Origin of the sequence: Dyadobacter sandarakinus, assembly GCF_016894445.1 — a bacterium.
GTDB classification, from domain to species: Bacteria; Bacteroidota; Bacteroidia; order Cytophagales; family Spirosomataceae; genus Dyadobacter; species Dyadobacter sandarakinus.
Genome location: NZ_CP056775.1, coordinates 5,914,263 through 5,940,223 on the forward strand (window position 1 = coordinate 5,914,263; position 25,961 = coordinate 5,940,223).

Annotated in this window: 23 protein-coding genes and 1 other RNA gene; 14 read left to right on the forward strand and 10 right to left on the reverse strand. The window is 49.5% G+C overall.

Features of this window, described 5'->3' with window-relative positions; genetic code table 11:
* Positions 1–5: 5 nt before the first annotated feature.
* The 5 genes from HWI92_RS24540 to HWI92_RS24560 form a co-directional block, all read right to left on the reverse strand.
* Positions 6–1,670: a RagB/SusD family nutrient uptake outer membrane protein gene (locus tag HWI92_RS24540; RefSeq protein WP_204660041.1), complete on the reverse strand. Its 1,665-nt coding sequence runs from the start codon at positions 1,668–1,670 to the stop codon at positions 6–8.
* A 45-nt stretch (positions 1,671–1,715) separates the two neighbouring features.
* Positions 1,716–5,294 carry a TonB-dependent receptor gene (locus tag HWI92_RS24545; protein WP_204660042.1) on the reverse strand — a complete coding sequence of 1,193 codons (3,579 nt, stop codon included), beginning with the start codon at positions 5,292–5,294 and terminating at the stop codon, positions 1,716–1,718.
* A 175-nt stretch (positions 5,295–5,469) separates the two neighbouring features.
* Positions 5,470–6,579, reverse strand: coding sequence for a FecR family protein (locus HWI92_RS24550; protein ID WP_204660043.1), 1,110 nt, complete (start codon positions 6,577–6,579; stop codon positions 5,470–5,472).
* A gap of 87 nt (positions 6,580–6,666) precedes the next feature.
* On the reverse strand, positions 6,667–7,266 hold the full coding sequence (locus HWI92_RS24555) for an RNA polymerase sigma factor (protein WP_204660044.1): 600 nt from the start codon (positions 7,264–7,266) through the stop codon (positions 6,667–6,669).
* A 193-nt stretch (positions 7,267–7,459) separates the two neighbouring features.
* Positions 7,460–8,923, reverse strand: coding sequence for an alpha-L-fucosidase (locus HWI92_RS24560; protein WP_204660045.1), 1,464 nt, complete (start codon positions 8,921–8,923; stop codon positions 7,460–7,462).
* A 206-nt stretch (positions 8,924–9,129) separates the two neighbouring features.
* Between HWI92_RS24560 and HWI92_RS24565 the strand changes: the two genes are divergently transcribed.
* Both HWI92_RS24565 and HWI92_RS24570 read left to right on the forward strand, forming a co-directional pair.
* Positions 9,130–9,417, forward strand: coding sequence for a hypothetical protein (locus HWI92_RS24565; protein ID WP_204660046.1), 288 nt, complete (start codon positions 9,130–9,132; stop codon positions 9,415–9,417).
* 71 nt (positions 9,418–9,488) lie between these two features.
* Positions 9,489–9,695: a type II toxin-antitoxin system RelE family toxin gene (locus HWI92_RS24570; protein ID WP_204660047.1), complete on the forward strand. Its 207-nt coding sequence runs from the start codon at positions 9,489–9,491 to the stop codon at positions 9,693–9,695.
* Here the strand turns inward: HWI92_RS24570 and HWI92_RS24575 are convergent.
* Positions 9,692–11,107 (reverse strand): alpha-L-fucosidase, encoded by a 1,416-nt coding sequence (locus tag HWI92_RS24575; protein WP_204660048.1) that lies wholly within the window; start codon positions 11,105–11,107, stop codon positions 9,692–9,694. The two genes, HWI92_RS24570 and HWI92_RS24575, sit on opposite strands and share 4 nt — an antisense overlap.
* 35 nt (positions 11,108–11,142) lie before the next feature.
* Positions 11,143–12,174: an isoaspartyl peptidase/L-asparaginase family protein gene (locus tag HWI92_RS24580; protein WP_204660049.1), complete on the reverse strand. Its 1,032-nt coding sequence runs from the start codon at positions 12,172–12,174 to the stop codon at positions 11,143–11,145.
* Positions 12,175–12,417: 243 nt separating this feature from the next.
* Here HWI92_RS24580 and HWI92_RS24585 point away from each other — a divergent pair, with 243 nt between their 5' ends.
* Both HWI92_RS24585 and HWI92_RS24590 read left to right on the forward strand, forming a co-directional pair.
* A complete protein-coding gene (locus HWI92_RS24585) occupies positions 12,418–13,053 on the forward strand; it encodes an ABC transporter ATP-binding protein (RefSeq protein ID WP_204660050.1) in 636 nt (211 codons plus the stop codon).
* Positions 13,044–14,117 (forward strand): hypothetical protein, encoded by a 1,074-nt coding sequence (locus tag HWI92_RS24590; RefSeq protein ID WP_204660051.1) that lies wholly within the window; start codon positions 13,044–13,046, stop codon positions 14,115–14,117. The genes HWI92_RS24585 and HWI92_RS24590 overlap by 10 nt, the downstream gene beginning before the upstream one ends.
* A gap of 39 nt (positions 14,118–14,156) precedes the next feature.
* Here HWI92_RS24590 and HWI92_RS24595 read toward each other — a convergent pair whose 3' ends face one another.
* From HWI92_RS24595 to HWI92_RS24605, 3 genes are all read right to left on the reverse strand, one after another.
* A complete protein-coding gene (locus HWI92_RS24595) occupies positions 14,157–14,870 on the reverse strand; it encodes an SDR family oxidoreductase (protein ID WP_204660052.1) in 714 nt (237 codons plus the stop codon).
* Between the two features lie 88 nt (positions 14,871–14,958).
* A complete protein-coding gene (locus HWI92_RS24600; protein ID WP_204660053.1) occupies positions 14,959–15,219 on the reverse strand; it encodes a Txe/YoeB family addiction module toxin in 261 nt (86 codons plus the stop codon).
* Entirely contained in the window at positions 15,216–15,476 is a 261-nt protein-coding gene (locus tag HWI92_RS24605) for a type II toxin-antitoxin system Phd/YefM family antitoxin (protein WP_204660054.1), read from the reverse strand. Before HWI92_RS24605 ends, HWI92_RS24600 begins: the two co-directional genes overlap by 4 nt.
* Positions 15,477–15,598: 122 nt before the next feature.
* Between HWI92_RS24605 and fabG the strand changes: the two genes are divergently transcribed.
* The 10 genes from fabG to trmD all read left to right on the forward strand — a co-directional run bounded on the left by fabG (position 15,599) and on the right by trmD (position 25,957).
* A complete protein-coding gene (gene fabG, locus HWI92_RS24610; protein ID WP_204660055.1) occupies positions 15,599–16,345 on the forward strand; it encodes a 3-oxoacyl-[acyl-carrier-protein] reductase in 747 nt (248 codons plus the stop codon).
* Between the two features lie 73 nt (positions 16,346–16,418).
* Entirely contained in the window at positions 16,419–18,491 is a 2,073-nt protein-coding gene (locus HWI92_RS24615) for a VWA domain-containing protein (protein WP_204660056.1), read from the forward strand.
* 33 nt (positions 18,492–18,524) lie between these two features.
* Positions 18,525–19,457 carry a DUF2279 domain-containing protein gene (locus HWI92_RS24620; RefSeq protein WP_229248589.1) on the forward strand — a complete coding sequence of 311 codons (933 nt, stop codon included), beginning with the start codon at positions 18,525–18,527 and terminating at the stop codon, positions 19,455–19,457.
* Positions 19,458–19,467: 10 nt separating this feature from the next.
* Entirely contained in the window at positions 19,468–20,439 is a 972-nt protein-coding gene (locus HWI92_RS24625; RefSeq protein ID WP_204660058.1) for a Smr/MutS family protein, read from the forward strand.
* Between the two features lie 7 nt (positions 20,440–20,446).
* On the forward strand, positions 20,447–21,871 hold the full coding sequence (locus HWI92_RS24630; RefSeq protein WP_229248597.1) for a DUF4403 family protein: 1,425 nt from the start codon (positions 20,447–20,449) through the stop codon (positions 21,869–21,871).
* Between the two features lie 108 nt (positions 21,872–21,979).
* Positions 21,980–22,389: RNase P RNA component class A (rnpB, locus tag HWI92_RS24635), an RNA gene on the forward strand.
* A gap of 53 nt (positions 22,390–22,442) precedes the next feature.
* Positions 22,443–23,951, forward strand: a complete 1,509-nt coding sequence (locus HWI92_RS24640; RefSeq protein WP_204660059.1) for an OmpA family protein — start codon at positions 22,443–22,445, stop codon at positions 23,949–23,951.
* 139 nt (positions 23,952–24,090) lie between these two features.
* Entirely contained in the window at positions 24,091–24,642 is a 552-nt protein-coding gene (locus HWI92_RS24645; protein WP_204660060.1) for a 30S ribosomal protein S16, read from the forward strand.
* Positions 24,643–24,732: 90 nt separating this feature from the next.
* The gene (gene rimM, locus HWI92_RS24650; RefSeq protein WP_204660061.1) at positions 24,733–25,293 is read left to right on the forward strand and encodes a ribosome maturation factor RimM; all 561 of its coding nucleotides are present in this window, start codon (positions 24,733–24,735) and stop codon (positions 25,291–25,293) included.
* Entirely contained in the window at positions 25,283–25,957 is a 675-nt protein-coding gene (gene trmD, locus HWI92_RS24655; protein WP_204664853.1) for a tRNA (guanosine(37)-N1)-methyltransferase TrmD, read from the forward strand. The genes rimM and trmD overlap by 11 nt, the downstream gene beginning before the upstream one ends.
* Positions 25,958–25,961: the final 4 nt, after the last annotated feature.

Genomic DNA, 25,961 nt, shown 5'->3' on the forward strand with positions numbered 1-25,961 from the left:
TTTTGCTAGGGATTTTGTTTCAAAACACTTGCTCCCATGATGTCGATCTGAGCCTGCGGGATCGGGAAATATTCACTTTTACCTTTTACAAAAGTGGCTCCGTTAAGGTAGGAGCGTTTGCTCTTTTCCTTGGCAATATAGGCATTCAGCACTACGTCGGCTACACCCCAGCGGACCAGGTCAAAGTGACGGTGGCCCTCCATGGCAAGTTCCAGGCGGCGCTCAAAACGTACCGCTTTTCTTGCATACTCCTGATTGGCAAACGATGCATACGGTTTGACCAGGTAGTTGGCAGCCGGTTTGCCGTCCGCAGTCATTTCAGTCACATTGCCCGCACGGGTCCTGACCTGGTTTACGATCGATAGGGCAGTAGGAAGGTCATTTTCTTCTACGGCTACTTCTGCCCGCATCAGCAGAATATCAGCAAAGCGGATCGCGCGGTAGTTGTTGGCATTGGCCCGGGGCGACTCGGCACCGGCATTTTCACCACTGTAAGCAAAGAACTTTTTGAACGTATACGGCCCGCCGAAAGTCTGGTCACGGATCCAGTTTTTACCCGGGTGAACACCCCAGTTCAGGAAGGGTATACCCCTGCGGCCCACAGTCCAGTCGAGGCGTGGATCGAGTGTGCCGGTATAAGGCGTGAAAGCGTCGGCAGAGGCCAGCCCTTCATCATTTTTCACATCCGTTTCATTGAACGTATCGAGCAGCGGAAGTCCGTTTGCATCCGTTTTAAATGCATTCACAAGGTTTTGCGATGGCTGGTAAAAACCGCAGCAGCCTCCCGGCGCCGAGCCGTATGGGAAGTTGTAGTTGTCGCCCCAGCTTCCGTTTTGTCCGGCTCCGCCGTCGCCTACCGACATCTGTACTTCAAAAATCGACTCACTGTTATTTTCAGTCGTAATCCTGAAATTATCATGAAAGCTATTGACGAGCGAGAACGGACCATTGCTCACAATGTCCACAAGCAAAGGTTTGGCAGCCTGGTAATCCCGCTGGTACATGTAGGTTTTGGCCAGCATTGCCTTGGCCGTCCATTTGCTGGCGCGGCCCACCTGCGCCTTGGTCGCTGCCAGGTTCTCGATCGCAAACTGAAAATCTTCCTCAATCTTCGGCCAGATGTCCTCATTGTTCGGCAGGTTGATATAGTCAGTCACATTTTCGTCCACATAAGGCACCATATTCCAGAGCTTTTTTGCTTCAAAATGGTACCAGCCGCGCAAAAAACGCGCTTCGCCGGTAGCCTGAGCTTTCTCGGCATCGGTCATGTCGGTCGCTTTTCCGATGAGGCGCAGTACGTCATTGGAGCGTGAGATACCATCGTATAAGGCAACCCATTTGTCATTGTAGGCGCCAATATCCGCCTGCGGAATGTAGCGCTCGATCGTGGTGATCTGTGCCTGGTCGCCCACGTCACTGCCTTTGTACGCATCATCAGAAGCAATGGATCCATAAATCCAGTTGCTCACTGCTGACGTATTCACCGGACCAGCACCTACACCGTCGAGCAGGCTGTACGCACCGATAAGTACCGCATTGACACCTGTTTTATTGGAAAGCATTTCCTGGTTTCCAACTCCAAGCGGCGTAGTAGAGAGGAATTCTTCTCCGCAGGATGTGAGCAGCCCCATCGAGATCAGGCTGCCGAGTAACCATATTTTCTTTTTCATACCTGTAAAATGTAATGCTGAAAAAAGTGATGTTTTGACCAATGCCTAAAATCCGAAGTTGATGCCCAACTGGTACATTTTCGAGTTAGGATAGTTGCCCTGATCCACGCCCAGAACCGTTGAACCCGGCGTCGAGCCCACTGAGGTTACCTCGGGGTCTATGCCCTCGTATTTGGTGAACGTAAACAGGTTTTGAGCCTGGAAGTAAATCCTGGCATTCGTCAGCCCTATCTTCGACAAGGCCGAATTTGGGATCGTATAACCTATTGTCAGGTTTTTCAGGCGGAGATAGGAACCATCTTCGATAAAGTAGCTCGATGGCTGCTGGCTCCGGCTGTCGTTTGCGTCGAGGATTGGCAGGATGGCATCCGGGTTCTGGGGTGTCCATGATTCATTGAGCATGCGCATGCTGCGGTTACCGGCCTGGTTATTAAAGTCGACCCACCGCTTCACCATGTTCAGGATCTGGTTGCCCTGTACGCCCTGCAAAAAGGCCGAAAGATCAAATCCCTTGTAACCGATGTTGAGGTTGATACCATAGGTGAAGTCCGGATGCGGGTTGCCCAGAAACTTCCGGTCACTATCCGTAATGGTGCCGTCACCGTCCGTGTCGTGGTATTTGTATTTACCCACAGCGGCATAGCCCGGGTATTTGGGACCTGCATCCACTTCTCCCTGGTTCTGGTAGATACCGTCAATCTGCAATCCATAAAAGGAGTAGAGCGGCATGCCGGCTACCGACCGGGTCCAGGTATAGCTCCTGATCGACGGCCCCAGTAGTACAGCAGTTGAACTGTTGTTCAGCTTTTTAACTTCATTTTTGTAATGTGAAAAATTCACACCTACGCCGTACGTCAGCTCACCGTTCAGGGCTTTGTTGTTGAAGTCTATCCCAAGGTCGATCCCCTTGTTGTTCATTTCGCCCACATTTACAAACGGTATCGTCGCCACACCCTGCGTGGCCGGAAGACTTACCTGGTACAGCATGTCCGACGTAGTACGCGTATATAGGTCCAGATTGAAGCCGAACATGCCTTTCAGGAAAGTTGCATCGAGCCCTATGTTCGTCTGCGTGGTGGTTTCCCACTTTGCGTTCTGGTTGCCGAAGGCTTCTGTGTCAAACCCGGCCTGCACCGCATTGTTGGAACCATCAATCGCATAGGACGATAATCCCAGGTTGGACCGGTAGGTGCTGAAACCATTGTAGTTACCAATCTCCTGGTTACCGGTTTGTCCCCAGCCGCCACGCAGTTTCAGATCGTCGATCCAGGAAATGCTCTTCATAAAACCTTCTTCTGAAATCCGCCAGCCGGCGCTGAATGCCGGGAATGTACCGTAGCGATTGTTCTGGCCGAAGCGCGACGATCCGTCCCGACGTACAGTGGCTTCGAGCAGGTAGCGGTCTTTGAGCGAGTAGTTTATTTTACCAAAAATGGAAAACAGCGCCCATTGATACCCTGCACCTGTGTTGGCGATCCCCGCTGTACCTGAGTTCAGGAACATATACTGCGGGTCTTCCGAGAAGAATGTGGTACGCGTGGCAGAAAAGTCGCGGCCAAGGCCTTTGATGGCTTCGGTACCTGCCAGTATGCTTAGCCGATGGTCAGTGGCGATGGTCCTGGTGTAGTTCAGCGTATTGGACCAGGTCCAATTGATGTCGTAGGCACTCGCGTTGGTCAGTGCATTTGCCGCCTCAATTTCGGCTTCTTCCAGGTCAAGCAATGTATAACCCACACGGTTCGCATTGGTCAGGTCAATACCGATGCTCGACTTTGCCGTGAGATCTTTAAGAATATCCACTTCCAGGTAAGCATTACCAAATGCACGGAAGGTGTTGGTCTGGTTGTTGCGTGTCCGCCAGAGCTGCGCTACGGGATTGGTAGCCGGGCCGAGGCCGGCAGCACGGGTAGCCGCAAAGTTGCCCATAATATCATATACGGGAATGATCGACGGGATACGATATCCGTTTCCGATGGGATTACCGTCCTGGTTGTTCGATGAGCTCGCAGTACCGTTGTTGTTGTAGTAACCCTTGTTTTCGGTATAGCTCAGTTCCAGGTTTTCGCCCAGCCGAATGCGTTTTTTGAATGTAAATTCGGTATTGGATCGCAGGGAGTAGCGGTCAAATGAAGTATGGATGAGCACGCCGTCCTGCTTGAAGTAGTTCAATGCAATCGCATAGCGGCTGTTTTCTGTACCACCGGTAGCGCCGAGGTTGTACTCCTGTATCGCCGCTGGCCTCAGGATTTCCTTGTGCCAGTCAGTACCTTCCTTGTTTGCCTTTACAATCTGATAAAATCCTGTCCGGTTATAGTTGTACAATGACGGGTTAGTTCTGGGGTCACCTTCAAAAAGGCCATAGTTTGATCCGGCCAGAATATAATCCGGCACAACTGCATTCTCACCGTTTCCATACTGCTGGTGGGAGGGATTTCCTTCCGTCAGTACGCCGGCATTCCGGCGCTGAGCCCAGAGCAGGTCCCCGAAAAGCTGCGGGTCCTTGATCAGGTCTAGTTTTACTTTCCCGGTCTGGATACCTGCGCGGGAGTTAAATGTAAACTGCGGAGCCCCTGCCTTGCCTTTTTTGGTAGTAATGATAATTACTCCGTTTGCTGCGCGGGAACCGTAGATCGAGGCTGAGGAGGCATCTTTCAGCACCTGCATTGACTCAATGTTATTAGGGTTGATGCTGTTGAGGCCACCTTTGGTTGGAACCCCGTCGATCACGTACAGCGGATCGTTGTTGTTGATCGTGCCAAAACCGCGAATGCGGACCGTAGCCTCTCCGCCCGGCGTATTATTGGAAGTAACCGTAACACCTGCAACCCGGCCCTGCAACTGCTGAGCCACATTGGGCGCTGCCACTTTGGTCAGCTCGGCAGCGTCCACGGTTGACACCGCGCCTGTAATATCTCTCTTGGACTGGGACGAGTAGCCTGTTACCACCACTTCTGTTAATGCTTTTACATCCGACTGCAGTACAATATCCACCTGCGATCTGTTGGTAATATCCACCTCTTTTGTAAGATACCCGATGGATGAAACCACCAGTGTGGAGGAGCCGTCTGGTACGAGCAGGGAGAATGCGCCGTCTGCATCCGTAGTGGTACCTACTGAGGCACTTCCTTTGAGCACAATGGTGGCGCCGGGAATGGTGGCACCTGTCGCATCGGCCACTTTTCCCCTCACAGTTACATCTGCATTCTGGATCATTTTTGTGGACGTGCCGTTTCCTTCGGGCAGCTGCTGCGAGGGTTTGGCATTGGCCCGTTTGAGCAGGATCTGCTTGCCCGACACTTCATAGGTCACCTGCAATGGTGTCAGAAAGTTGTCGAGGATCGCTTCCAGCTTTTCGTCCTTTGCATTAAAAGTAACTTTCCGCTGCGAGCGGATGAGCTCCGGGCTGTACATGAAATTCACACCCGAAAGCTTTTCGATCTGCTGTAATGCAGCCCCGATTTTCTGCTCGCGTATGTTAATGGTCAGCCGTCGGCTGAGTACCGTTTGCGCGTAGCCGTCCAGGGCAAATGCAAGCCCGGAAAATTCCAGGACTATCAACAACTGTATGAGGCTCAATCGCATAATTTTGAGCAGCTTACTCTGCCGGTAAAAGGTTTTTTTCATACTTTTGTTTGTTTTGTAGGTTAAAAAAATCAGCAAAATAATTCCCTGTATCCCTCAAAAAGGGACATTCAGATTGTCAGAAAATGAGAGGGGATTTTTCTACGGGTGAATGATGTCGCCACATCGTTCACCCTTTTTGTTTTTTGTCAGTCGGTTTTGTGGTTTAGGTGAATAATCATTTACATGGGTTTCCTTTGATAATGATCATCTCGGGCAGAATCTCGAAGTCGGCTTCCAGAATGGTGCAGATCCACCTTAGCTTGTTTTCGAGGGGTTCGTCTCCCAAAGTTGCCGTAATGCTGCAATGCCCCATTACTTCCGCATCGTACCGGATCGCTACGCCGTAAGCCTGCCCGAGCTCGTCAAAAACTTTTCCCGCCGGAGTTTCGGAATAGGTGAACAGTTGATCTTCAATCGGGATATTCAACAGCATCGGTGTTTTAACCTGGCTTCGTACCAGCCTGGCCTGTGCCCGCTCAAACGTCGCCTGCTCGCGGGGTACCAGTACCAGGGCGGTCAGCTCTTTTTCGTCCTGATACCGCCGGGCATTGACATCAGCACTCGCAAAGACGGATACCTTGCCTGTTTTGACGGCCACTACTACTTCACGGTCACTTTCATCGGCTTTGATGCTGAAACTTGTTCCGTGTACCTTGGCTACAAGCTCATGGGCATACACAAAAAAGGGCTGGTCCGGATTCTTGATGATCTCAAAAAACGCCTCTCCAGTTAGCGATACTTCACGCCTGGCGGTGGCAAACCGCCTCGGGTACTGTATACTGCTGTTTTTATGCAGCACGACGGAGCTGCCGTCGGGCAGCTGCACATAGCGGAGCATGCGATCCTTATTGGTAATGCTTACAAATGTTCCTCCCGGCTCAGGTTGCTGCATTTGTGCCGCTGGAATGTGCTCGCGGCTTGTTCTTAATACAATTAGTACAATACCCAATGCCATGAGCAACGAAGCTGCTATTCCCATGGCCCAGATCTTTCCTGAAAGCCTGCGGAAACCTGTTTTTTGTTCACGCCCACTTTCCCGGTTGCGGGCAATGGCAAGTGCTTCCCGGATTTTCCGGTCAATGTGTTCGTCTGAAACAGGGCCGGCATTGGTCTCCATCGCCAGGATTACAGCCCTGGCTTTTTCCAACACTTCCCTGCGCCCGGGACTACCCTGCGCCCAATGGTGCCAGGCTTCATCTGCATCAGGATTGTTCCCGCGTACCCAGGCGCCAAACGCCGGATCGTCAAGTAACTGGTCCAGAAGTGCTGCGTAGTGTTGGTCCATGCCGGATGCAGACGGTTTTATAGTAATATCCGGTTACATCGCGGAGATACTCACTTGCAGGATAAAATTTTTGTTAATATTGAAAACTTAATATAAAATTTGGTAAAAGGAATAAAACAGGATGGGGTAGGCAGTGTGCCACAAATCGCGCAGGTTGCTGAGTGCCCGCTGAATGATGTTGCTGACAGACTGAGGATTGATAGAGAGAAGTCCGGCGATTTCGTCGGGACGGAGATTTTGGAAAAAGCGAAGGTAAATGACCTCCTGCTGCCGGGCGGGAAGCTTATCGATGGCATTCCGGACCTGCCGGGTAAGTGCAATTTCGGTTTCGTCACCGATCAGCATGTCTTCGGATGAAAACTCGGGATTGACGCTGTCGAAATGATCAGTCAGCTCCACCTCGCCCGACAATGGACGGATAGTCTTGATCATGCGGTGACGAAATGCTTTTACCAGGTAAAATTTTACATAGGGCGTGTCGCTGATTGAGTCCCTGTGCAGCCATAAATGCACGAGTAAATCCTGCAAAATATCCTCTACCAGTTGCAGATTAGGCGTAAACCGAAGGCCGTAATGCAGTAAAGTCCGGTAGTACCGCCTGGCAAGTTCAGTATATGCATTTTCGTCCCCCTGCCTGAAATAGGTCCAAAGTTCGGCATCCCCGGTAAGTTTTGTAAAATCAGCCAAGATGTGGAGCAATGAAGGTAGAATAGTCAAAAATAGGCAATGAAGCCCGTAATTGAAATTCTATTCTGCATTTAATTTAGATTGCAGAATATTATTAATGATTTTTCAGTAACATCTTCTAAGTTGGTTTTACAAAAATGCAAAAAGCCGGATCACCAAAGTGACCCGGCTTTTTGGTCGGTTTTCGGGTATGTCACTCTGAATCTTTATACAACCCGAATTCACTCAGTGCGATACTCACGGGCGATTTGGTAATGCGGAGCCTTACCTTTTGTGCGGTTACGGGTACTTCCAGCTTTATGAGACGTTTGGCACCGATGCTGGTACCTTTGCATATTTCCTTCCAGGCATTATTCTCCCAGGTGTCCACGGCAAATTCCTCAATGCGCTGGCCAAGTTTAATGTATTCCTGCAGGCAAACTATATCGAATGTCGCAGCCTGGCCCAGGTCAATGATCACTTCGGGCGTTTTGAAGTCGTCGTCGGTTGCCCAGTAGGTTTCGGATTTGTTATCCAGCAGGTTTTTGGCGCTGTAAACGGAATTGTACCCGCGTACATTCACTGCTTTGGACGTAGCTTTTGCCGCCAGGTTAATGGAAAATGTCTCACTCAGCCGGTTTCCGAAGGTTTTTAGTGCAGCTACGTCATCGGCATGCAGCTGGCCGCGGGTATCAGGTGCCAGCCCCAAATCAAGTGCCGCGCCCCGGCCTACACTTTTCAGGTACAGATCGAAAAGCTTGTCGGGCGATTTTGGCTTTTCGTTGGGATGATAAAACCAACCTTTTCGCAATGGTACGTCACATTCGGCTGGTATCCAGAACTTCCCGCCCCGCGTTCCGCCGGGGTTTTCCGTTGCATTGGCCTGGCCGGGTACCGCCACATTCTGTCCTTCCGACGGTTTGGGCGTCAGCGTGGCCCAGGAAGTTTCATTCACGCTGCCGTCTTCGTTGCCGGCCCACCGCACGTCCCAGCCAATGTCACTGAATATGTTGGCGCTGGGCTGCAGCTTGCGGGTAAGATTGGTCCAGGTGGAGTCCCACTGATAGTAAGTCGTATTGTCGATAGAGCGTTTTTCACGCGCGCCACCATAGTAGCCGTCACCCCCATTGGCACCATCGTGCCACGACATAAACAGCTCACCATAGTTGGTATACAGCTCCCGCAGTTGTTCGCGGTATATTTTCAGATATTCGGGCGTTCCGTACTTTGCATTATTACGGTCCCAGGGCGAGCAGTACACCCCGAATTTGAGGCCGTGCTTGCGTGCGGCGTCTGCAACTTCCCTTACCAGGTCACCTTTGCCGCCGCGGAACGGACTTTTGGTTATGTTGTAGTCGGTTGTTTTGGTCGGCCAGAGTGCAAAGCCGTCGTGATGCTTGGCCACCAGTACAATGCCTTTCAGTCCGCCGGCTTTTGCAGCCAGTACAATCTGTTCTGCATTGAAATCCGATGGATTGAATGTTTTCGGGTCGGCATCCCCATAGCCCCATTCCTTGTTTTCAAAGGTAGTCGGGGTAAAGTGCATAATTCCGTAAACTTCCGTCTCATGCCACCCGATCTGCCTGGCTGCAGGCAGCGCGCCGTAAGGTTTGGGAGGAGATTGGGCGAAGGAAAGGGAGGCAGTTAGGAAGAATAAGCAGGTTAGTGGTTTGATCATCTTTTATCAGGTAAGTAGGTAATTTGCACAGAGATGAAGCAGTGAAGATCGGCTTTTTTTAAAACAGTTGATCTATTTTTAAACCGCATCTTCATGCAGTATTTAATGAGGATAGGTCATGCCAGGCTTTCTTCACGATCATAACAAAATTCTTAATTTTATTGCTATTTTTGATATCAGATCAACGTTCTTAAACAACTTCATTTATGTTCAATATCGTCGAAAACTATATGGAATTGAAAAAAAGCATGGGAACGTTGATTAACAAGTCAGGTTATAAAAATGCATATCTGGCAGAACAGATCGGTATGCCTGCACCCACTTTCAGTGTTAAGAAGCAGCGCGGGAGCTGGACGCCTTCTGAAATCAAGCAGATCCTCGATATTATAGACAGCGAAAAGCTCGAAGACTTCTTTCTGCTTGAATTGATGCGTGCCGAAAAAGATGAAACCATTTTACCCGTTGCGAACCTGAAAAAGGAAATGGGATGGTAGTGAATTACGTTAAAAGGTTTCATAAAGATCTTCGTAACGTTCCTTCCCATATCCAGGTAAAAGTTCTTGAAATGATGGAAAAACTTGCATCAGCTGAGAACCTGGAAACATCCGGCGTTGATTACCGACGCATTGAAGGTCAGAAGGCCGGTGAAAACTACTATCGCATCCGCATTGGTGACTGGCGCGTAGGGATGGAATACATTCATCCCAATATTACATTGCTCAGGGTACTGGTGCGGGGAAGTGTGTATCAGTCTTTCCCGCCCAAATCCTAGTCAATCACAAACAGATAAGCTGGCTGCACACCTGCCTCGGTGATAACCTTGGCGGGTAGTTCAATGCCGCCATTCTTTACCTTCAATGCTTTTTTATTGCCTGCCAGCGTAATCCTGGTATTGGCCGTAAGCGCCAGGCCCTCGGGCTTCAATGTGGCAGGGAGCTTTTCATTTTCGTTGGCCAGGTAGAACGCGTAAGTCGTTTTTCCTTTTTGTGTATAGGCCCATTTGCCTTGCCGGTAGGGAGCCAGGGGTTTGGTTTCGTAAATGCCCGTTCCGTTCACATTTATCCATTTTCCGATTTCTTCCAGGCGCTGGTAAGCCTCCTTGTGCCAGGCTCCGTCGGGACCCGGGGCAATGTTAAGCAGCAGGTTACCACCTTTGGCCACGATATCCACCAGGGTATGAACCAGCTTGCGGGTTGATTTGAAATTCTCTTTCGGAATGTACGACCATGAGTCACCCATGGTCATGCACGATTCCCAGGGAATTGGCATGTGATGATCCGGGATCGACTGCTCCGGGGTCACGTAGTTTTCAAACTCTCCCGTCACAGTCCTGTCCACGACCAGCAAACCGGGCTGGTGCGAGCGGGCCATTTTGGCAATGCGTGCCATATCAATGTCCTGATCATAAGGAATGGTTTTCTGCCAGCTGATATTCGGATCAATGGTGCTGAAAGGCCGGACCCAGCCACCATCAAGCCAAAGAATATCCACAGAGCCATAATCCGACATCAGCTCTTCAATCTGGTTATAAGTGAAATCCTTGAATTTGTTCCAAAGCTCGGGCCGCTTTTTGGGATCGTACGATACGTTGCGGTCTTTGGGCGGAAAGTATTTCCACCAGTAATATTCATTGTTCCAGTCCGGCTTCGAGAAGTAGGTGCCCGTCATGAATCCCTGGTTACGGAAAGCGGCAAGTACTTCCTTGGTAACGTTGCTTTTCGGATTGGACTTAAAAGGCGTGTTGGTGATCTTGTAATCGGTGTATTTGGAGTCGAACATGGCAAAGCCATCGTGGTGCTTGGTTGTAAACACCACGTACTTCATGCCTGCATTCCTGGCGGCGGCTGCCCAGCGTTCGGGATCAAATTTGACCGGATTGAATTCTTTGGCAATACCTTCATAGGCTTTCTTGTACTCGTACCAGTCATGCGCATGCGGTCCCCGGCGCTCGCACCAGCCTTCATCTTCCGGGCACAGCGACCACGATTCCACAATACCCCACTGGCTATACGTCCCCCAGTGCATCAGGAGACCAAACTTGATATCCTGCCATTTGGCGAGTTTTTGCTGCACCAGCGGGTCGGTAGGAGCTACATACTTGGAGTGATCCTGCTCTGCATGCTGCTGCGCAAACAAACGGGCCGATAGCAGCAGCCCGGCCATAAGGGTAAGTTTAAACTTCATCTGGAAAAAAATAAAAGAAATTCCTGGCAACCTGCTCAGGCAAAATAGCTCTCTGAATTGAAGACCTTGCCTTTACCGTCTTTTTGGGTCACGGTATAGTTAAAACCTTTCTGAACTGCATAGGCACCTACTTCACCCTGCTTGTTGATGGCGATAAATCCGACCTGAAAATTCTTAGCCTTTTCGGGATCCCGTTTTACAATGCGTTCCACCGCTTTTTTGCAGGCCTGCCCGGGTGATAGTCCGTTGCGCATAAACTCCACCACCAGGTGCGTGCCGCAAACACGGATCACTTCCTCACCCTGACCCGAAGAGGTGGCCGCACCTACTTCATTATCTACAAAAAGACCTGCACCGATCACCGGTGAGTCGCCCACGCGGCCCCGCATTTTGAAACCCATACCGGAGGTAGTGCACATGCCCGATACATCTCCTTTGGCGTCCAGTGCAATCGTGCCCATCGTATCATGGTTGAAAGAGCCGTCTTCCAGCCGCATAGGAGCAAACGGGCCGTGACCTTTCGGATGCGATTGCTGGCGCTCAATGTTCATGACCGGCTTGTACTCGGATTTGACCAGCCACTGCTTGTATGCCTTTTCCGCATCCGGGGAAAGCTTGCCTGATTCGAGCGGAAAACCATTGGCTATGGCAAACTGCTGCGCACCTTCGCCCACCAGAAATACGTGCGGCGTTGTTTCCATGATCTTTCTTGCCAGTGAAATAGGATGCTTGATGCGCTCCACAAAGGCGACGGAGCCGCAATTGGATTTTTCGTCCATGATGCAGGCGTCCAGCGTCACTCGGCCGTCGCGGTCGGGATTGCCGCCCAGTCCTACACAGCAGTTAATATCATTTTCAATGGCGATCGCCGCCTGCTCCACCGCATCAATAGCCTTTCCGCCTTTTTCAAGTACGGGCCATGCAGCACCGTTCGATATTTGTCCGCTGTCCCACGTGGACACGACGATGGGCATGTTCGCTGCTTTTTTGGGCAGCAACCCGCTGATTTTTCCAAAAGGAATCGCGAAAGCGGACAGGCGCAGAAAGGACCGGCGGTTTGATGTCATGAGTGGATGAGGTTGGAAAGTTTTACCGGTACTTTTTCGGTAGCCAGGTATTTTTAAAATTTTTTCAAATATAGGGTTGTGCTTCTAAGTTGCCAATCAATAGAAGCAATATTTGGTACAATGTAGCAAACCGGAAATTTAAATCTATGATATTCGGATTTATGTTGATTTGTTTCTGCAAAGCTGTTTTGATAGCTGAGTTGGCAGTCATGAGTGTCTTTCCGGATTTTTGAAAAATAAATAATGGTACTGGAAATCAGCAACCTGCGCCAAAGGTATGGGAGCCGGGAAGTGTTATACATTCCTTCATGGCAGATCAGCACAGGCATTTACTGGATACAGGGTGAAAACGGAGCAGGCAAATCGACGCTCTTTCGCACCCTGGCCGGCATGCTCCCTTTTACCGGTACCATCCTGCTTGAGCAGACTTTTAACCTTGCAACCAACCCGGTAGCATATCGGCTGCGGCTAAGCCTGGGCGAGGCCGAGCCGCTGTATCCTGCATTTCTTACTCCGGCCGACCTGCTCGCCTTTGTGGCAGAGGCACGTCAGAGCCCTGCGGGGCAGGTGGAGGAGCTCACGGGCGTGTTAGGTATCAACTATTTACAGCATCCATTTGGCAGCTGTTCCAGCGGGATGGTCAAAAAGGTATCGCTGGCACTGAGTTTTCTGGGCCGTCCGTCGGTCATTATCCTGGATGAGCCGTTGATCACGATTGATCAGGAAGCCAGAGCTGCGCTTTTTACCCTGATACGCGCTTACCATGAGCAGGGTACTACTTTCCTGCTATCGTCGCACCAGTCGTTCCGGGACGAGGGCCTCGCCTTAACAGGCTCATACTCCTTGGCCAACAAAAACCTGGTTCCCGTATGCTTATGAAAGTGCTGGTTACGGCCACTGTGCGCGAGTTTTTCAGACAAAAGTCCGGGTTCTTTTTTGTGGTGCTTGGGATTGTTTTCGGGTTTTTGAGAGCACAGGAGCATCAGGCACTGGCAATTTTCTTTCTGACGGACGCTTTCGGCATCTTCTATCTCGCCGGCGTCTGGCTTGCTTATACTCTCTTTTGCGCCCAGTTTGTGAACCAGCTCTGGCTGCGGCAGGAGTATGCTTTCATGTACCAGGCTGGCCTGCTGCCGTCGACGGTTCAGTGGGCGAGGCTTGCCGGAGCCGCTTTCGGATTGCTGATGCCTGTTTTCTTGTATGGCATTTACCTGCTTTTAACCGCATTCGCTCACGCACATTTCCGGTCCCTGGGGCTGGTAGCGGCTTGCTGGGTAGCAATGCTTGGTATCCTTACTGCCGCTGTGAAGTACCGCCTCGGACATCCGCACAGGGTGATGGAAAAAAGGGACGGCAGATCAAAATTGCCTTTTCAAAGACCCGCCTCCTGGCCGGCCTGGACAATCGAATGGCTGTTTCTTGAAAAAGGAGTGACCCTGCTGCTGGGCAAGCTGGGCGCAATGCTGGTTTGTTCGGCAACCATGCTTTACTACGCTACCGACACGTACGATCTGCGGCTGCCTGCGGTTGGTATGGCGCTGGCTTACTTGCTCAATGCAGGTATTTCGTTTGAGGTTTTTAAATGGGAGCAGGAAGTATGGTTGTGGACACGATCGCTGCCGGTAGCTGCTTACACCCGCTTTTTCAGGGTTGTGCTGGTACATGCCGCATTGATCCTGCCGGAGTCGCTGATGATGCTGAGGAGTGAAAAACTTGTATTTACAGAAATATGCCAGCTCTACCTGCTGGGGCTGGGAGGGCTGGTGTTGCTGCACCTGTTCTTTTACAAAAAAAGAGGATTGCTGGAAGACTGCCTGCCCACGATACTTTTTGCATTCATTGCTGCCACCCTGCTGATCATGTACCACATTCCGCCCTGGCTTCTGGCCGCCGCCATGCTGGTATTTGCAGGCTGGAAGTTCAGAAGCTGGTATAAAATATAGAAGTGGGAGAAGGCAGCGCGTGCTTTCTCCCACAAAGCGCTATTTGGAAGGCATGGTTGGCCGAACTTCGATCTTGCTCGGCAGGGTGCGTGCCGGCAGCTTGATCAGATCTGAAACAATGCGGCCGATATCTTCCGGCTGGATTTTCCAGGCATCTTTTTCTGATGGTGCGTGGTTGTTGAATTCCGTAGCGACGGAGCCCGGCATGATGGTGGTCACCTTGATACCCGCATTCCGGACGTCCATCATCATAGCCTGTGAAAAGCCTACTACGCCGAATTTACTCGCATTGTAGGCAGTGCCTTTTTCAAAGAAGTTGGTTCCTGCCAGACTGGAAATGGTGATGAAATAGCCCTTTGTTTCGGTCAGTGCGTCGACAGATGCTTTGGCACTGAAAAACACCCCGGTCAGGTTGATGTCGATGGTTTCGCGCCATTGCTCGGGAGTAAGTTCCTGGATCGGTGCAAAGTGCCCCACACCTGCATTCGCTATGAAATAATCCAGCTGTCCCCAATGTTCAATTACAGTTTGCACGGCCAGCTGCTGCGATTCAAAGCTTCTTACGTCCGACTCGATGCCGAGTGCATAACCCTCCCTGATCTGGTTGAGCCGGGCTGCGGCTTCTTCTGCATTTTGTTTAGAGCGGCTGGTTACCGCCACTTTAATGCCTTCGCTGATGAGTACTTCTGCAATTCCGTAGCCAATGCCTTTTGAACCGCCGGTAATGAGCGCGGTTTTTGTTGTCTCTGCCATTTTCTTTTTGTTTTGGTATAAAAACAAAGAGCAGCGGAAACAGTCGTGCCACGAAATACTGCCCGGCAAAACGGACTATCCAAGCATATCACCGGTCGTAATGGTACCGGCAGGCATATATCAGCAGGGAGTCGTTCTCGATTTTATAAACCAGGCGATGTTCCTGATCAATCCGGCGGGACCAGTAGCCTTTGAAGTCAAACTTTAATGGTTCAGGTTTACCAATACCCTCAAATGGATGGCGCTGAATGTCTTTGATCAGATCGTTGATCCGTTTTGCCATCTTTTTGTCTTCTTCCTGCCAGGATTTATAGTCATCCCAGGCATTTTCGGAAAAAACGATTTTCATTGCTCGGAAGGCAGCTCGTCCAGCGTAATTGTTTTTCCTGTATTCATCTGGCTTACAGACTCGTACAGCCGCTCAGCATTCTTCTTGGAGCTAAGTAAATGCATGGTTTCCAGCATGGAATTGTATTCATCCAGGGAAATGACGACAGTACCTTTTCCTGTACCTCTCTTTACAATGAGCGTTTCATGATTTTCCTCCACCTCATCAAGAAACTTTTTTAATCCGTTTCTAAACTCGGTATAATTAGCTGCGATCATGGCTTTAAGTATTTAATAAAGTACTAATATAAGTACTTACAGAGTGTAGTGCAATACTCTTTGCCCAAATCTGATACATTCTCTATTTTTGCCGACCTAAAAAAAGAACTTCAACTTTACTTATGAAAATAGTCGAAAACAAGGTTGCGCTGGTTACCGGAGCGTCGAGAGGAATCGGGCGGAGCATTGCATTGCGCCTGGCCGAAGAAGGTGCCGACGTGGCATTTACTTACCTGTCCAGCGTGGAAAAAGGGGAGGCATTGGTCAAAGAACTGGAACAATTCGGCGTGCGCGCCAAGGGTTACCGTTCCGACGCTTCGGACTTCACGGCTGCCGACGAGCTGATCACCAGTGTGGTGGCCGACTTCGGGAAGCTGGACGTGCTGGTCAACAATGCAGGCGTAACCCGCGACGGGCTGCTGATGCGCATGAGTGAAGAGCAATGGGATGATGTGATCAGGATTAATCTTAAATCCGTGTTCAACCTGAGCAAGGCTGCCATCAAAACGATGATGCGTGCCAAAAGCGGCTCTATCATCAATATTACGTCGGTAGTAGGAATAAGTGGAAATGCCGGCCAGGCTAATTATGCGGCCTCCAAGGCGGGTATTATCGGTTTTACCAAATCGGTCGCACTCGAACTCGGCTCCCGCAACATCCGGTCCAATGCCGTAGCGCCAGGCTTTATTGAAACGGAAATGACCGGTGTGATCGACCCAAAAGCCATGGAAGAATGGAAGCAATCCATTCCCATGAAGCGCGGTGGCCGGCCCGAAGAAGTGGCCGATACCTGCGTGTTCCTGGCCTCGGATCTTTCGCGGTATATCACCGGACAGGTAATTCAGGTGGACGGCGGTATGCTGACCTAGACTTTTACTTCGTTAATGGAATAGCTGGCAGATTCATTGTATATTGTAAGCTGCCAGCTTTTTTTGTTGATACATGCGGTCTGAACTCATTTTCCAAACTCCTTACTGGTTCATTCTTTTTTGCCTGATTGCTGGTGTGGCATATGCTTACCTGCTGTACCAGCCTTCGGCGTCGTGGGGTAAAAAAGTGAACTACCTCCTGGCCGCATTCAGGGGAGTGGCGGTATCGCTGATTTGTTTTCTGCTGCTCAGCCCGCTGGTCAAAAAAACAGAAACTTCCGTCGATAAGGCGAAAATTGTGCTGGCGATCGACAATTCGGAGTCGGTAAAACCCTATGCGCAGGCGCTGATCCGCCAGATCAGGGAGGCATCAGCGAGCTTGGCGGCTGAGGGGTTTGAAGTCAGTGTGCAAACGCTGGACAAAAACCGCACAGCTGCTGACGTGGATTCCATTCGTTTTAATGAAAATAAAACAGACCTCAACGGGCTGCTGCAAACGGTTAAGGGCAACTTTGAAGGACGTAACCTGACCGATGTCGTGCTGGTTTCTGACGGGATCGTGAACCAGGGCATATCCCCAACCTACAATCAGTTTCCATTCCGTATCAGTACGCTCGCAGTAGGGGATACCGTGCCTGATCTGGACATCCGGATCAAGGATGTAGTAACCAACCGCATTGCCTACCTCGGTAATGAATTTCCGATCCGGGCCGAAATCGTTGCAAATGGATTAGCCGGCAAGTCGACGAGCATCACATTGAAACAGAATGGCAGGGTAATATCCACTCAGAATTTGAATATCAACAGTCCGGCTTACTTCAATGCGGTGAACTTTAAGGCTTCATCCAGTCAGAAAGGCGTGCAGCATTTTACCATTGAGCTGGGCAATGTTTCCGGTGAAACCTCTGTCGGCAACAATAAGAAAGATGTTTACATTGACATTATCGATGGCCGGCAAAAGATCCTGCTACTTGCTCTGGCGCCGCATCCCGACATCAAAAGCATCCGTAGCCTGGTTGAGGCAAATGACAATTATGAGCTGGATGTAAATATCCTCTCCATCTCCAACACGCCCCCGGCTGCCAAACCTTATGATCTGGTAATCCTGCACCAGGTACCCAATGTGCTTGGATTGGGCAATGCATTGGTAAGGAAGTACATAGACGAGAAAACACCTTTGTTTTTTGTGCTGGGAAACCAGTCGGCCGTGCCGCTGGCCAACTCGCTGAACCGTTCCCTGACGATCAATACTTCCAGCAACCAGACAGACAAAGTTACCGCACGGTACAATACCTCTTTCCAGCAGCTAAACTTCGACCCCGAAAATCTGAAACTGCTTGAACGTCTGCCGCCGCTCTCAGTGCCTTTTGGCGAGTACAACGTATCCTCAGGATCTGAAACCGTGCTTTTTCAAAAAATTGGAACATTGAACACCAGCAAACCGCTGCTGGTACTTAATACCAATGGTGAGCAGAAAACCGCCGTGCTTGCCGGGGAGGGAATCTGGCAATGGCGCCAGGAAGAGTTTGCACAGACCGGCAGCCAGGAGGTAGTTGATAATTTTTTTCAGAAGATCATACAGGTACTTTCTGTGCGGGAGGATAAAAGAAAGTTCAGGGTATATCCTGTGAGTAATGAATTTGATGCGGGCGAGCAGGTTATTTTTCAGACTGAAATCTATAATGATATCTACGAGCCGGTTTTTGGGCAGGAGGTGAAGCTGGACATCCGTGATGAAAAAGGCAGGAACCGGCAGTTTGCCTACACCCATACCAAAGAAAATCCGCGCTTCAATGTGAGCGGTCTTTCGGACGGCGTGTATCAGTATGCGGCATCTGCTACTGTGCTTGGAAAGCAGGAGCGTGTCACCGGGCAGTTTGTTGTACGCAATGCTGATCTGGAAATGAACAATACTACCGCAGATTTTGGAATGCTCCGCGAGCTGGCCAAACGTTCAGGAGGCGAATTCCTGACTGCGGCTTCACTCAGCACATTTTTACAAAAACTCCGGGAAAACAGGCCCGCGGATCGCCTCGACAGCATGGAGGACATGGTAGAGCTTATTTTTATGAAATGGCTTTTCTTTGTGCTTATCCTGCTTTTGGGGGTAGAATGGGGTTTGAGAAAGTACCATGGCGGCTACTAACCCATGCCGTGGCCGAATAACAGATTTCCAGTTTTGACGAAATACTTTTCAAGTACCTGCCTCCGATCTTTTACCTTCATTTTACTGGTTTTCCTGCTGAGCGGCAGGGAGGCGCTTTTTGCGCAGACCAATTCGGCCAGGGTGCAGGCAGATACGGCTGTCCGCCCCAACTATAAGCGGCTGCGGGGTATTTTTGCAGGGCAGTCTGCCTTGTACCTGGGCACCTTGTACGGACTCAGCAGATCATGGTACAAGAATCCGCTGACCAACTTCACCATTAAGGATGATACGTACGAGTGGCTCCAAATGGACAAAATGGGGCACCTTTACACATCGTACCAGATTGCGCGCCATACGGCCGCCATTTACCGGAAAACAGGCATTTCAAAGAAGCAAATGCTGATTTACGGTGCAGTTTCAGGGATTATTTTTCAAACTCCTATTGAAATCCTGGATGGATTTTCTCCCGATTATGGCTTCTCGCCCGGGGATATGGTAGCCAATATGGCCGGCTCGGCGATCTATCTCCTGCAGGTTGCATGGTGGGATGAGCCGCGCATTCAGCCCAAGTTTTCATTTCATTCAACCCGGCTGGCGGCAGTGAGGCCGGGTTTGCTCGGCAGCAATCCATATGAGCGCTGGCTGAAAGATTACAATGGACAAACCTATTGGCTCTCAGCCAGTCCGGGGACATTCTTCAAAGGTTCGGGCTGGCCGGAGTGGCTCTGCATTTCGGTGGGATATGGCATTCACGATATGGTATCCGCTGAGCAAAGCAAAAGTAAAGAAATGGGGTATGTGCCTTACCGGCAGTTTTATCTTTCTCTGGACATTGACCTGACGAGGATCAAAACGCGGAGTAAATTTGTTCGTACACTGGGTTTTCTGGCGGGTTCGCTGAAAATCCCGGCACCTGCATTGCAGATAGACAAAAACGGGTTTGGATTCAAACCCTTCTATTTTTAAATACACAAAAATGAATATCGGAGATAAAGTAAGGTTGGTACATGGCAGGGAAGAGGGCGTTATTTATGCTTTTCTGCCTGGAAATGTAGTGGAAGTTGAAATAGAGGATGGTTTCCGGATTCCGGTACTGAAAAAGGAAATCGTAACGATTTCGCCGGTAGAATCGCAGCGGATGGTCAAGGATGACGCAGTGCGGAAAGTTACTCCCGAGCCGGTGGTCCCTCGTAATCAGCCGTTTGCCGAAAAAGGAATTTATCTTGCATTTGTATCGGTAAATGACCGGGCAGTAACTGCACACCTGATTAACAACACCGACTGGATTCTCCCGTTTACGGCTGCCGCAACATCGGAGCAGGTTAGTAACGGGCTGGCTGGCGGCGTGTTGCAGCCACGTTCAGCACAAAAGCTGACCGAATTATTGGTAAAGGATTTTGAAGCCTGGCCCACATTTGAGTTCAGGATGCTTTATTACAGGACGGGTATCCATGTACTGCCACAGGGCTTAACGACCCGGATCAAATGCAGAGCGCAATCTTTTTATAAAAACAAGAAAAAGGCACCCGTACTGGACAAGGATGCATTTGTATATCAGCTGGATATAGAAAACCTGAAAAAGGAACAGTCCGCTGCGGGTGACCTGCCTGATGCATTGAAAGACGGCCTGAATGTGGTGCAGCCAGGTACCACCGGATTGGCCAAGCCCAGTGATGTGGTAGATCTTCATGCGGAAAAACTGGATACGGACATCCGGAGTTTGTCGGGTGACCAGATCCTTCAGGCGCAGCTGGCCGCCTTTGAAAGTAACCTCGAAATGGCTATTGCAAACGGAATGGAAGAGATCACGTTTATTCATGGGGCAGGAAGCGGAAAGCTGAAAAGTGAGCTTCACCGGCGGCTTGGCAAAAACCAGCACGTACAATTTTTTAGAGATGCACAAAAAGAAAAGTTCGGATACGGTGCAACCCTTGTTAAAATCAAGTAAGATCAATGTGAAATGCTGGTTGTTGCTGATCATCATGGGCACTTCGGTGTGCCTGTGGCAATGCCGGCCGAAAAGCCCCGATCCCAAAGCACCTATGGAAGCCTACAAATACTCGGATCAGGAAATCCAGAATGAAAAACATCTTTCGGTACTGAACGTGCCGGTTGAGCTTCCTATTCAGGAAATTGAAAATCAGCTTAATGCGCGTATCCAGGGCGTTATTTATGAGGACAACAGCTACGAGGACGAGAATCAGGATAACCTGAAAGCCAAAGTCTGGAAACTGAGCCCGATCAAGATCGTTGCCATTGATTCTTCCTTTTTGTTTGAGGTTCCGATTAAAATCTGGGTGAGTGCGGGTTACAAGATCAGCCCCCTCGGGATGACGATGTCGGGCTATAAGGATACGGAGTTTTCGCTGCGCATCCGGCTGATTTCAAAGATCGGTATTCAGCCTAACTGGCAGATCCGGTCGGAGACCTATGTAGACAGCTATGACTGGATCTCGGAGCCGAATGTAAAGGTGGGTGCATTCAAAATCCCTATCAAGAGCATGGTGAGCCGGATGCTGAACAAGAATTTTGATAAAATCACAACTGCGATAGACGAGCAGGTATCCGGCAATCTGGAATTGAAAAAAAATGCCGAGCTGGCCTGGAACCTTGCTCGTCAGCCGGTTATGCTTGCTAAAGAGTTTGATACCTGGCTCCTGGTAACACCCCGGGAGGTAGTGATGACACCATTGCTGGCCAAGAACAATGTGCTGCGGGCTACCATCGGCATCAAAGGTTACACGCAAACCATTACGTCCGCCACCAAGCCTGAAATACAAGGCAGCAGCAAGCTCCCTAACCTAAAAATAGTGGCGCAGGTACCGGATGAATTTAAGGTAGGGCTGATCAGCCTTATTTCCTACAAAGATGCCGCCAGGCTTGCTACGACAAAGTTTGCAGGGGAAAGATTTTCCTTTCTGGGCGGGCAGTATGTGGAAGTCACCTCTATTGACATGTACGGTCAGAATGAAAAGCTGGTCATCAAGGCCGGTCTGAAGGGAAGTATCAACGGATTTGTATTTCTCAAAGGTATCCCTACGTATGATCCTGCATCCCAGCAGCTTTCTTTTAAAGAACTAGACTACGATCTGGAGACCCGCAATGCAATGGTAAAAACAGCCAGCTGGCTGTTGCAGGGGCAGTTTACCAGGATGATGGAAAAGAAGATGATTTTTCCCGTAGGTACACAGATTACAGATGCAAAGAGTACCATACAGAAAGCATTGGCAAATTACAAGGTAGCCGAGGGCATCAGCCTCAAAGGAGCGCTCAACACCATTGAACCCGATAAGGTTTACCTCACGCCGGAGCATTTGTATTCCGTTGTATTTGCGTCAGGAAAGGTGAACTTGAGGGTAGACGGATTGAAAGCTTTGTAAAGGAATTTTTGTACAATTAGGGGGGAGATTGCTATATTTTTTTACTTTTTATGGTATATTAACTGCCGAACGAACGAAAGTATTTCTTAGCTTTGTGCGCAACGGAAGGGAATAAGCCGTCCTGCCGCCGCGGTTTTTTAGACCGGGGAGGAAAGTCCGGACAGCGCAGAGTACCGTACTTCCTAACGGGAAGGCAGCACGCCGGAAACGGTTTGCTGACAGCAAGTGCCACAGAAAATTATACCGCCTTGGCATAAAATTTTATGCTGAGGTAAGGGTGAAAAGGTGGGGTAAGAGCCCACCGCTCTCCGGGTGACCGCAGAGGCACGGTAAACCTTACGGGCTGAAAGATCAAATAGGTGCTGGTTTGTGGGGTTACTCGTCCCCGTCTTCAAGACGCCGGCACGGGTAGATCGTTAGAGGTTCCGGGTGACCGGAATCCTGGATAAATGGCAGGAACTTTTGTCGACTTAGTTCAATGAAAGGTACAGAATCCGGCTTACAGGCTTGTTCTTTTCTGATTTTGAGTTAATTAACAGTGAATATTTGAATCACATAACTGGTGTTTCCCATGAAGAGAAAGAATCTTTACGTTGCTTTACTTTGTTTGTCCCTGCTGAGTTCAAGTACGTTTGCCCAAAACAGATCGTACGAAGGACCCAATAAAATGAATACCTGGTCCATCACAGGTTATGGGGGTATAACAAAATTCTTCGGAGATTTATCGCAATACAACGGCTTCAAACGCGGAGACAATGAAGTGCTTACCGGCGGATGGGGTCTTTCGGTCAACAAGCAGCTTTCACCGATTTTTGGAATTCAGCTTGTTGGTTACAATGGTCGTCTGCAGGGTTCCAAGGATGGTCATGTGAGCTCTTTGTCAGGAAACGTTTATAATGCAACTTTCAACAGCCCTTCTTTTGTACAGGTTACACTGGACGGAACTGCCAATCTTTCACGTCTGCTTTTCGGATACAAAAAGATGCGCAGATGGAAAGTGGATGCACACTTGGGTGGCGGTATCATTTATTACCACACTGACGTAGACTATACAAACGTTACCCGTGGCCTTACCGGCAGCTTCTCCACCAACTCGGATGCAAGCTCTAAAACAGCAGGTGAGTGGGAACGTAATGGTTCAACGTACACCCGTGAATGGGTTGTTCCAACCGGACTGACAGTTCACTACGAACTTTCTTCACGTTTTGATCTTGGTATTGATTACACGCACAACTTTGTGAATACCGAGAAAATGGATGCAACTGTGGGCGGATTGAGCGATTATACTACCCAGCAAGGCATCTGGACGTTTGCAAAGGGTGAATCTAAAAATGATGCTTACGGAATGCTGAACCTGGCACTGACTTACAAGCTGGGTAAAAATGCAGTACGTGCCAAAGGTGGAAAATATGACGCTGCTGCCGGCCGCTACCACCTGCGCTGGACTAATCCTCAGTCACTAATTCCGGTTCCTTACAATCCTACAATGAACGATGCGGATTCTATCGCGAAGGCTAATATGCCCAAGCCGGTTGATCCACGCCTTTATACTGACTCTGATGGTGACAGCGTAGCCGATTTGTTTGACAAAGAGCCTAACACTCCTGCTGGAAGTGTAGTATCAGGTGGTGGTGTAGCTATGGATCTGGATAAGATCATCCGCGACGCAATCAAAAACAATCTGCCTAAAGACGAGTGCGAAGCATTGTTCAGCAACATCGAATTCGATACGGATAAAGCGATCATCCGCAATCCTTCAAAAGAGACATTGAGCAAGGTTGTGGAACTTCTGAACATGCGTACCAACTGCCGCATTGTACTGGTAGGACACACGGATGCACGTGCTTCTGACAACTACAACGTAGGGCTATCACGCCGCAGGGTTGACGCTGCCAAGAGATTCATTATCCGTGCAGGCTTGCAGGATCCTAGCCGTATTCTTACAGAATATTACGGTGAATATCGCCCGATCGCTGAGAATACAACAGTGGAAGGTTTGCAGTCTAACCGTCGTGTAGAGATCAAAATCCTGCCGATGAACACGATCCGCTCTACTTATCCTGCTGGTTTCCGCAGATAGCCGGACAAAAACATACTTCGAAAAGGGAGGCTTAAAGCCTCCCTTTTTTTATGGGTGTACATCTTTATAGAAAGAAAATCAGTACATTTGCACCCTGTTTAATTAAGGGACGAGTTCCCGCAAATAACCAAAATAAGAAATGGCAGTTAAAATCAGGTTAGCGCGTCGTGGACGCAAAAAGAAAGCGATTTACGATATCGTTGTCGCAGATGCCAGAGCACCACGTGATGGTCGCTTTATTGAGAAACTGGGTATTTACAACCCGAATTCAAATCCTGCTTCCATCGTACTGGAATCAAGCAAAGCTGTGGATTGGCTTCTAAAAGGAGCTCAGCCTACGGATACAGCGAAGTCGATTCTTCAGCATGAAGGAGTAATGCTCCGCAAGCACCTTCAGGTGGGAGTAAACAAAGGAGCTATTACGCAGGAAGTTGCTGACGCTCGCTTTGAAGAGTGGAAAGGCTCTAAAACTGACCGTAAAACTACTGCAGCGGATACATTGGCTCAGAAGAAAGATGCTGAAAAACAAGCCAAACTGGACGCTGAACGTAAAGTTAGCCAGTCGCGTGCAGAAGCAATCGCCAAGAAAAATACGCCTCCTGCTGAGGAAGTTGCTGAGCCGGAAACGGAAGTTAGCGCCGAAGGTGCCGACGAAACAACAACAGCTGCAACCGAAGAATCGGCAGAATAAGCAATACTTCGAAATACAGTTTTTATGGGTCTGTCGGTGCTTCCGTACAGACTCATATTTTTTATAAACAAGTCTAAGACATTCATACTGGTGAAACAGGATAATTGTTATTTGCTCGGCTACATTCTCCGTACACACGGTGTCAGCGGTAATGTGGTCATTTACCTTGACGTGGACTATCCGGAGGAATACGAAGGCCTCGAATCCGTGTATGTGGAGGTAAAAGGGGAGTTGGTGCCTTATTTTATTGACGACCTTAATATTCAGAAACAGAGCAATGCTATCGTAGCATTTGAAGATGTTGATACCATTGAAAAAGCGCAGGCATTGGTAGGTAACTCACTTTACCTGCCGCTGGATGAGCTTGCAGAACTCGAAGGTGACCAATTTTATTATCATGAGATTAAAGGGTACCAGGTTGTGGACGAAACCCGGGGAGAACTTGGGATTGTACGCGAGGTATATTCCCTGAATGGCCAAGATCTTATCGCTATGGATTACCAGGGTTCGGAAGTGCTTATACCGACTGCTGACGATATCGTGCTCAGGGCTGACAAGCAGCAACAGAAGCTGATCGTTAATCTTCCCGAAGGTCTGCTGGAAGTATATCTGGACAATGAATCTGACAACACTCCCGACGATGCGGATTGATATTCTATCATGCGTCCCGAGCTTACTCGATAGCTTTTTTGCGCATTCAATCCTGAAACGCGCTCAGCAGGCGGGCTTTGCCGAAGTGGTGGTTCATGACATAAGGGATTATTCCACTAACAAGCACCGTACGATTGACGATTACGCATTTGGCGGGGGAGCAGGTATGGTGCTGCAGATAGAGCCGATTGCAGGATGTATCAGAAAGTTGCAGCAGGAGAGGAGTTATGACGAGATCATTTATCTTACTCCCGACGGTGAGCTGATGCAGCAGGGCATGGTTAACAGGCTTTCCCTGAAAGGTAACCTGATGATGATCTGCGGGCATTACAAAGGTGTGGACCAGCGTGTGCGTGATCTTTTTGTAACCATGGAAATAAGCATTGGGGACTATGTACTCTCCGGAGGTGAACTTGCCGCTGCAGTACTTTCCGATGCAATAATCCGCCTGCTGCCGGGTGTACTAAATGATGAAACGTCGGCATTAACGGATTCTTTTCAGGACGACCTGCTGGCACCGCCTGTTTACACCAGACCGGCAGATTTTGAAGGTCACAAGGTTCCGGAAATTTTAATGTCCGGGCATGAAGCTAAAATTGAATCCTGGCGGCATGAGCAATCTGTAAAAAGAACCCGTGAACGCCGCCCGGATTTACTGCAGTAGCAGT